Source organism: Promicromonospora kroppenstedtii DSM 19349 (assembly GCF_000515355.1).
In the GTDB taxonomy this organism is placed as follows: Bacteria; Actinomycetota; Actinomycetes; order Actinomycetales; family Cellulomonadaceae; genus Promicromonospora; species Promicromonospora kroppenstedtii.
This window is the reverse complement of the sequence record NZ_KI911730.1, coordinates 20451-28636: the sequence shown is the minus strand read 5'-3', so window position 1 is coordinate 28636 and position 8186 is coordinate 20451. Positions and strand designations below refer to the sequence as shown.

General features: G+C 72.1%; 8 protein-coding genes. 2 read left to right on the top strand and 6 right to left on the bottom strand.

What is annotated here, in order from left to right; all coding sequences use genetic code 11:
* The 4 genes from PROKR_RS35815 to PROKR_RS21750 form a co-directional block, all read right to left on the bottom strand.
* A partial coding sequence (locus PROKR_RS35815) for a gamma-glutamyltransferase (protein ID WP_036967355.1) occupies window positions 1-329 on the bottom strand: 329 nt, incomplete at its 3' end.
* Window positions 330-334: 5 nt separating this feature from the next.
* The gene (locus PROKR_RS21760; RefSeq protein WP_036967353.1) at window positions 335-1222 is read right to left on the bottom strand and encodes an ABC transporter permease; all 888 of its coding nucleotides are present in this window, start codon (window positions 1220-1222) and stop codon (window positions 335-337) included.
* Window positions 1219-2172, bottom strand: coding sequence for an ABC transporter permease (locus PROKR_RS21755; RefSeq protein WP_036967351.1), 954 nt, complete (start codon window positions 2170-2172; stop codon window positions 1219-1221). Before PROKR_RS21755 ends, PROKR_RS21760 begins: the two co-directional genes overlap by 4 nt.
* An 11-nt stretch (window positions 2173-2183) precedes the next feature.
* Window positions 2184-3836 carry an ABC transporter substrate-binding protein gene (locus PROKR_RS21750; RefSeq protein ID WP_036967347.1) on the bottom strand — a complete coding sequence of 551 codons (1653 nt, stop codon included), beginning with the start codon at window positions 3834-3836 and terminating at the stop codon, window positions 2184-2186.
* Window positions 3837-3999: 163 nt separating this feature from the next.
* Between PROKR_RS21750 and PROKR_RS21745 the strand changes: the two genes are divergently transcribed.
* On the top strand, window positions 4000-5346 hold the full coding sequence (locus PROKR_RS21745; RefSeq protein WP_245605926.1) for an Nramp family divalent metal transporter: 1347 nt from the start codon (window positions 4000-4002) through the stop codon (window positions 5344-5346).
* Between the two features lie 75 nt (window positions 5347-5421).
* Here the strand turns inward: PROKR_RS21745 and PROKR_RS21740 are convergent, their stop codons facing one another.
* Together PROKR_RS21740 and PROKR_RS21735 are read right to left on the bottom strand one after the other, a co-directional pair.
* Window positions 5422-6606, bottom strand: a complete 1185-nt coding sequence (locus PROKR_RS21740) for a glycosyltransferase (RefSeq protein ID WP_036967344.1) — start codon at window positions 6604-6606, stop codon at window positions 5422-5424.
* Window positions 6603-7535 (bottom strand): DMT family protein, encoded by a 933-nt coding sequence (locus PROKR_RS21735; RefSeq protein ID WP_051433226.1) that lies wholly within the window; start codon window positions 7533-7535, stop codon window positions 6603-6605. The genes PROKR_RS21740 and PROKR_RS21735 overlap by 4 nt, the downstream gene beginning before the upstream one ends.
* A gap of 127 nt (window positions 7536-7662) precedes the next feature.
* Here PROKR_RS21735 and PROKR_RS21730 point away from each other — a divergent pair.
* Window positions 7663-8186 (top strand): alpha/beta fold hydrolase (locus PROKR_RS21730; protein WP_169736510.1); only part of this gene is annotated, 524 nt, incomplete at its 3' end.

Genomic DNA, 8186 nt, shown 5'->3' with positions numbered 1-8186 from the left:
ACCAGGTCCAGGCCCTCGGACCGGTAGTGCCCGATGGTCGCGCCCGCGGGCGCGGGCCCCTGGCCCATCAGCACGCGCGGGTGCGCCGGCTCGTCAGCCGTCACGAAGACGCCGGTCATGTCGCCGCCCGGCCCGTTCAGGTGCGGCTCCACGACGTGCAGCACGAACGCGCCCGCGACCGCGGCGTCGAACGCGTTGCCGCCCCGCTCGAGCACGGCCTGGGCGCTCGCGGTGGCGATCCAGTGGGTGGAGCCCACCATCCCGAACGTGCCCTTCAGGTCAGGGCGGGTCAGCGGGGTGGTCGGCCGGACGAACGGTGTCGAGGTCATGGCACTCACTTACGGTCGGTGGAGGGGTCGAGGGCGTCGCGCAGGGCGTCCCCGAGAAGGTTGAAGCCGAGGCAGATCGCCACGATGGCCAGGCCGGGGAACAGCGCGGCGGTGGGCGCGCGGCCCAGGTACTGCTGCGCGTCCGAGAGCATGATGCCCAGGCTCGGCGTCGGCGGCTGGATGCCGAGCCCCAGGAACGAGAGCACCGCCTCGCCCAGGACCGCCGCCGGCATGATGACCGTAGCCTGCACGATGATCGCGGACAGGCAGTTCGGCAGGATGTGCTGGGCGAGGATCCGCGGGCCCGACGCGTCCATCGCCGTGGCGGCGAGCACGAACGGGCTCTCCTTGAGGCGCATCGTCTCGGCGCGCACCACGCGCACCATGGTCGGCACCTGCGCGATGCCGAGGGAGATCGCGGCGCCGGACAGGCTCGGCCCGTTGATGGCGGCCAGCCCCACCGCGAGGATGAGGAACGGGAACGCGAGCGTGACGTCGGTCAGGCGCGAGACGGGCGCGTCCAGCCACCGCCAGTACCCGGCGGCGAGCCCGAGCGGCGTGCCGACGACGACGGCGAGGCCCACCGCCACGACGCCCACCATGAGCGAGGCGCGGATGCCGTACATCATCCGGGACAGGACGTCGCGGCCCAGGTCGTCGGTTCCGAGCGCGAACCCGACGGTGCCGGGCAGCTGGAAGGGGGCGTCGAAGTGCACCTCCGCGGGTCCGTGCGGGGCCAGCAGGGGCGCGAGCAGCCCGGCGAGCACCACGACGGCGAGCATCGCCGCTCCGGTGATCGCCTGCGGCGTGCGCAACCGGGACAGCAGCCGCCGCGGCCCGACGACGGCCGGCGCGGGCTCGGGCGAGAGATCGCCGTGCTCGATGACGGTCATGAGCGGCCTCCCACTCGGATGCGCGGGTCGATGACGGAGTACAGGACGTCCACGGCCAGGTTGACCAGCACGTACCCGACGGTGGTGAGCACGACGACGGCCTGGATCACGGGGTAGTCGCGTTGGAAGACGGCGTCGAGCGTGAGCTTGCCGAAGCCGGGCAGTGCGAAGATCTGCTCGGTCACCACGGCCCCCGAGATGAGGCCGCCGAGCTGGAGCCCGGCGATGGTGACCACGACGATCAGGGAGTTGCGCAGCCCGTACCGCAGCAGCACCCGTGTGCGGCCGAGGCCCTTGGCGCGGGCCGTGCGCACGTAGTCGGTGCGCATGGCCTCGATCATGGAGGCCCGGGTCTGCCGCATGATGACGGCGGCCAGGCCCGTACCCAGGATCAGGGCCGGGAGGGTCAGGTGCACCACCCAGCCCACCGGGTCGTCGGTGAGCGGCACGTAGCCCGACGCCGGGAACAGGCCCAGGCCGATGCACAGGTACACGATCGCGAGCATGCCGAGCCAGAAGTTGGGCACCGAGAGGCTGGTCAGGGCAGCGGCGTTCGCGACCCACTCGGGCCAGCGCCCGCGGTAGCGCTCGGCGAGCAGGCCGAGCGCCACCCCGGTCACGACGGCGACGACGATCGCGTAGAGCGACAGCCAGAGCGTGACCGGCAGGGTGGCGCCGATCATGCTCGCGACGGAGGCGCCGGTGCGGGTGGACTCGCCGAGGTCGCCCGAGGCGACCTCGGCGAGGAACCGCCCGTACTGCACCCAGACCGGCTGGTCCAGGCCGAGGTCGGCGCGGATCATGGCGAGCCGCTCCGGCGTGGCCTCCTCGCCCGCCATCGCGAGCGCGGGGTCGCCGGGCAGCATGCGCACGCCCAGGAAGATGACCATCGACGCCAGCAGGAGCGTCACGGCCGACTGGCCGAGGCGGACGAGGAGGTAACGACGCATCGTGGGCGCTCTCAGCCCTCGGCCGGCTCGACGAACGCGGCGTTGCTCAGCCGCACCACGCCGTCGGCGTACGTGGAGATGCCCGCCACCTCGTCGGCGTAGCCGGTCATGCTGCGCGTCCGGTAGAGGTAGATGATCGGGTTGTCCGCCTGGACCTTGGTCACGACCTGGCCGTACAGCTCGGCCCGCTCGGCCGGGTCGATCACCGTGGCGGCCTGCGTGAGCAGCTCGTCCACCTCGGGGTCGCTGTACCCGGAGTAGTTGTTGCCGGCGCCCGTGGACAGGAAGTTGAACATGTTGCCGTGCGGGTCCACGCGGCCCGACCAGCCGAGCTGCAGCAGGTCGAAGTCGCCCTGTTCCTGCACCTCGAGCAGCGAGGAGTACTCGACCGGCACGATGGTGAGCTCGAACCCGCCGTCGGCCACGGAGGCCTGGACGGCCTGCGCCAGGCGCAGGGTGTCGGGCGTGTTGGTCACCTTGATCTCGATCTCGTACGGCACGTCCGCGCCGGCCTCCTCCAGGAGCGCCTTGGCACCCTCCGGGTCGTACTCCGGGCAGGCCTCGCTCGCGTCGCTGCTGAACGGGGACGCGGGGGAGACGGGAGAGCAGGCCGGGTCGTACCGGTCGTTGAACACGGACTTCACGAGCTGCTCGCGGTCCACGGCCATCGACAGGGCCTGACGCACGCGCGGGTCCTTCGCGATGGGGGTGTCGATCTCCCCGGGTGGTGCGCCCACGCCGTCGGTGTTGCCCACGTTGACCGTCATGGCCTGGTAGCCGAGCGAGCCGACCTCCAGCAGGCCGACGCCGTCGGCGGACTCCAGCTCGGCCAGGTCCTGGGTCGAGAGGCTGTCGGCGACCTGGACGTCGCCCGAGCGCAGGTTGGCCGAGCGGATGCTGGCGTCGGTGATGATGCGGTAGGTGATCGTGTCCAGGTGCACGTTCTCGGCGTCGTAGTACAGGGGGTCGCGCTCGACCGTGATCGACGTCTGCGGCACGCGGTCGACGAACTTGAAGGCGCCCACGCACACGGGGTGCTCGCCGAAGTCGTCGCCCGCCTTCTCCAGCTCCGTGGGCGACATGATCATGCCCGCCCGGTCGGCCAGGACCGCGGTGAGCGGCGCGAACGGCGTCTCGTAGGTGATCTCGACCGTGCTGTCGTCCAGCGCGGTGACCTCCTCGACCGGCCCCAGCTCGCTGCGCCGGGACGAGTCCTCCTTGGTGAGGTGGCGCTCGATCGAGGTCTTGACGGCCTCGGCGTCGAACGGCGTGCCGTCCGCGAACCGCACGCCCTCCTTGATCGGGAAGGTGACGGTGCGGCCGTCGTCCGAGACCTCCGGGAGCTCGGTGGCGAGCATCGGGACGATCTCGCCCGACTCGTCGATGTCGTAGAGCTTCTCGCACATCGTCTCCATGACGTAGCGCGTGTAGAGCGACGACGAGGTGGTCGGGTCGAGCACGTCGGGCTCGGCCGACAGGGCCATGACGAGGTCGCCGCCCTCGGTGATCGTGCGGCCGTCCAGGGTGACGGCGGTGACGTCGGCGGTCTCCTCGGCGGGGGCGGAGGTCTGCACCTCCTGACAGCCGGACAGGACGAGCGCCGTGGCCAGGAGCCCGGCGGCGGGGGCGAGTGGGCCGCGCGGCCGCGGCAGTGGTGTGCGCACTAGAGAATCCAATCCGGGTCTGAGAAGGACGATTGCATACAATCACTCAGGACGGGTCGCGTGTGTATGCAACGGATTGCGGTCCTGTTAAACCTCTGTGACACGGTCCGTGGCGAGTGCGCGTCCCTTTTGGGTGGGTGAAACGCCTGGGTACAGTCACGCCATGGAAAAGGACAATGAGGTCACTTCACAGGGGTTTCCAGGAGATCGCCTGACCGAGGACCAGCGGACGCCCGGCAACGAGGCCGGTGCCGGGCAGGGCGAGCCCCTGGAGAAGCCGCGCTGGCGGATCATCGGTCCGGGCCTGGTCGTGGCGGCCACCGGCATCGGCGCCGGCGACCTCGTCGCGACGATGGTCGCGGGCAGCAACTACGGGTACGCGCTGCTGTGGGCGGTGGTCCTCGGCGTCGTCGTCAAGATCGCGCTGGTCGAGGGCGCGGGACGCTGGACGCTCGCGACCGGCCGCACCATCTTCGACGGCTGGAAGTCGCTCGGCCTGTGGGCGGTCGTCTACTTCGGCATCTACGTGGTGGTCTGGGGCTTCAGCTACGGCGCGGCGGCGATGTCCGGCGTCGGCCTCGCGCTGAACGGGCTGTTCCCGGTGCTCGAGGTGCGGTACTGGGCGATGGCCGCGGGCGTCGCGGGCCTGCTGCTGGTCTGGTTCGGCAAGTACAAGCCGTTCGAGAACGTGATGGCCGTGCTCATCGGCGTCATGTTCGTGACCGTCGTGGGCTCGGCGGCGCTGACGACGCCCAACCTCGGCGAGATCATGGCCGGCCTGGTGCCGATCATCCCCGAGGGCGCGGTGCTGAACACGCTCGGCCTGGCGGGCGGCGTCGGCGGCACCATCACGCTGGCCGCCTACGGGTACTGGCTCACCGAGAAGGGCTGGGACACGCCGCGCTGGATGCGGGTCATGCGGCTCGACAACGGCTGGGCGTACTTCATGTCGGGCGTGTTCGTGATCGCCATGCTGATCGTCGGCTCCGAGCTGTTGTACTCGGCCGGCCTGGCCGTGGCGGACGGAGAACAGGGGCTGGTCGACGTCGCCGACGTGCTCGCCCAGCGGTACGGGGCGTTCATGGCGCCGTTGTTCCTGGTCGGGTTCTTCGCCGCGACGTTCTCGTCGGTGATCGGCGTCTGGCACGGGGTGTCGCTCATGTTCGCCGACTTCGTGGCGACCATGCGCAACCTGCCCGCCGACGACCGCCGCCGGGGCGCGGGCGGCACCTACTACCGCTGGTACATCCTGTGGCTGACGTTCCCGCCGATGGCGCTGCTGTTCCTCGACAAGCCCATCCTGCTCGTCGTGGTCTACGGCGCACTGGGCTCGCTGTTCATGCCGTTCCTGGCGCTCACGCTGCTGTTCCTGATGAACTCCAAGGCGGTGCCGCGGCAGTGGCGCAACCGCTGGTGGGTCAACGTGGTGCTGGTGCTGGTGGCCGCCATGTTCCTGGTGCTCGGCGGCAACGAGCTGGTCAAGGCGGTCGCGCCGGTCTTCGGCGGCTGACCCCCACGGGGGACGTGTCAGACCCTCAGGTCACCCGAGGGACCTGAGGGTCTGACCCGTGCGAAAGGGTGCGGGTCAGGCGGCCGCCGCGGTGGCGCGCGTGGCGTGGACCTTCTCGTAGATCTCCGCGAACGCGTCGAGCGTGCCGTCCACGGCGTGCGCGGCGACGAGCTCGCGGCTCGCGGCGCCCATACGGCGGCGCAGACCGGCGTCGGCCAGCAGGTCGCCCAGGCGGTTCGCGAGCTCGCGGACGTCGCCCGGCGTGTAGAGCCAGCCGTTGACGCCGGGGCGCACCAGGTGCGGCAGCGCCATCGCGTCGGCGGCCACCACGGGCAGGCCCGAGGCCATGGCCTCCAGGGTCACCAGGCTCTGCAGCTCGGCCACGCCAGGCATGCAGAACACGTCGGCGGCGGAGTAGGCGGCCAGCAGCTCGTCGTCGGGCACGTAGCCGCGGAACCGGACGCGGCCCGCGACGCCGGACTCGGCGGCGAGCGCGGCCCACTCGTCGGCCTTCGCGCCGGTGCCGACGATCTCCAGCCGGCCGGGGAGGTCCTCGGGCAGCAGGGCAAAGGCGCGGATGATCTCGTCGACCCGCTTCTCCTGGTCCAGGCGCCCCACGAACAGCACGGTGGGCTCGGCGCGGCCCTCGCGGACGGTGGTCGTGTACCGGTCGGTGTCGATGCCGTTGGACACGGGGATCGCGTGGCTCAGGCCGGCGTGCTGCGCCAGCAGGTCGACGGCGCGGGGGGTGGGCGCGGTGACGACGTCGGCCTTGGCGTAGACGCGGCCGATGTCCTGCCAGAGCCAGCGGCCGACCGTGCGGTGCATCGAGCCCGGCACCAGCAGGTAGCCCACGAGGTTCTCGGGCATCAGGTGGTTGGTCGCCACGATCGGCAGGCCCGCGCGGTGCGCGGTGTCGACCAGGGCGCGGCCCACGATGAAGCTTCCGTTGGTGTGCACGACGTCGGGCCGTACCTCGTCCAGGATCTCCGTGACCGCCCGGCGCGTCTCCCAGGGCAGGGAGATCTGCAGGTTGTGGTGCGTCGGGTACCGGCTGGACCGCAGCCCGTGCAGGACGACGCCGTCACGCACCTCGCGCACCGGCTTGCCCGTCGGCGACGGGGCCACCACGTGCACGTCGTACCCACGGCCGGCCAGTCCCGTGGCCAGGCTGCCGGCGAACCGGGCGGCGCCGTTCACGGCGGGCGGGTAGGTATCGGCGCCGATCAAGATCGTGCGGGGAGTACCAGGCAGGTTCACTGTGCTGTACCTCTCGATGGTTCGGGAAGTCTCGAAGGGTTGCTGCGCGCCGCGCGGGCCGCGACGGCGTCAGGGTGGAGCCGGGCAAGGACGAGGACCCCGGCGGCCGCGGCGAGTGCCGCCGCGCCGAGGAGGAACCAGGTGCCGACGGAGGTGTCGGCCCCTTCGCCGAGGAGCACCGCGCCGAGCAGCACGGCGACGATCGGGTCGACGACGGTCAGGCAGGCGACCACGACCTCGGGCGGGCCGGCGGGGTAGGCCTGCTGGACGAGCCAGCCGCCCAGAACCAGCGCCGCGACGGCGCACGCCGCCGTGCCGAGCACCTGCGGGTCGTACCACCGCGTGCCGCGGGCGAGCTCCTGGAACACCACGCGCATCAGCGCGGAGAGCAGGCCGAACGCGGTGGCTCCGGCGGTCGCGCAGGCGACGCAGCGCAGCCAGCCGCCGATCGCGAGGCCGGCCGTGCCGAGGGCGAGGACGACACCGCCGACGACCAGGATCGTCGGCAGGGTGGAGCCGGGGGGCGGCGGGTTGCCCGAGGTGGCGCTGACCGAGGCGCCCACGAAGACCGCGACGCCCGCCATGGTCAGGGCCACGCCCAGCAGCACGTTGCGGCCGGGCGCGCGCCGCATGCGGAGCGAGGAGAGCAGCACGGCCACGGGTACCGCGAGCACGCCGATCGGCTGGACCAGCCGGAGCGGGGCCAGGGCCAGCGCCAGGGCGTGCACGATCGTGCCGCCCGCCGCGAGCCCGAACCCGGCCAGCCAGCCGGGCCGCCGTGCTATCCGGCCGAGCCGGCGCAGCGACATGACGCGTTCGCGGGGGTCGGGTGTTCCGTAGAGGCCGGCCACCTCGCGGTGCTGCAGGACTGCTGCCCCGGCGAACAGGGCGGCGCCGAGCACGGCGAGGGCGACCGCTGTGGCTTGCATGGGACAACGGTGACGTAAGGATGCCCTTCTCCGCCACCAGGTTTCCCCCCGTAATGACATGGGGGTTTTCCCCCATCTTTCTCGGACCCCTCCCGTGACCGTCCCTCGAGTGCTTAGGGTCAGCGCGATGAACACCGACACGCACCCGCGCGACAGCGCCGCGCCGCCGCCCGGGACGGCACCCGGGGCGGGGCAGGGCCCGGGCCACGTGACGCCGGGCACCTCCCCGCAGAAGGCACCGTATGCGGGACTGGTCGCGGCCACACCCGCACGCGACGCGGACCTCGAGATCCGGGGCGTCCGCGCCCACGTCCGGGTCTACGGCGACCCCGCCGCGCCGCACCGGATCGTGTTCCTGCACGGGCTCCGGGGTGACCACCACGGCCTGGAACCGATCGTCGCGCACCTCGTGCGCCGACGCCCTGACGTGCAGGTATATGTGCCCGACCTGCCCGGGTTCGGGGGGTCCGCGCCGCTTCGGGACGCGGTGCACGACATCCCCGGCTACGCCGCCTGGACGGCCGACCTGCTGACCGCGCTCGTGCCCGACGGGAGCGCCGTGCTGGCGGGCCACTCCTTCGGCTCGATCGTCGCGGCGGCCACCGTGGCCGCCTCCACGCCGGACGCGCCGGCCCTGCGCGGGCTCGTCCT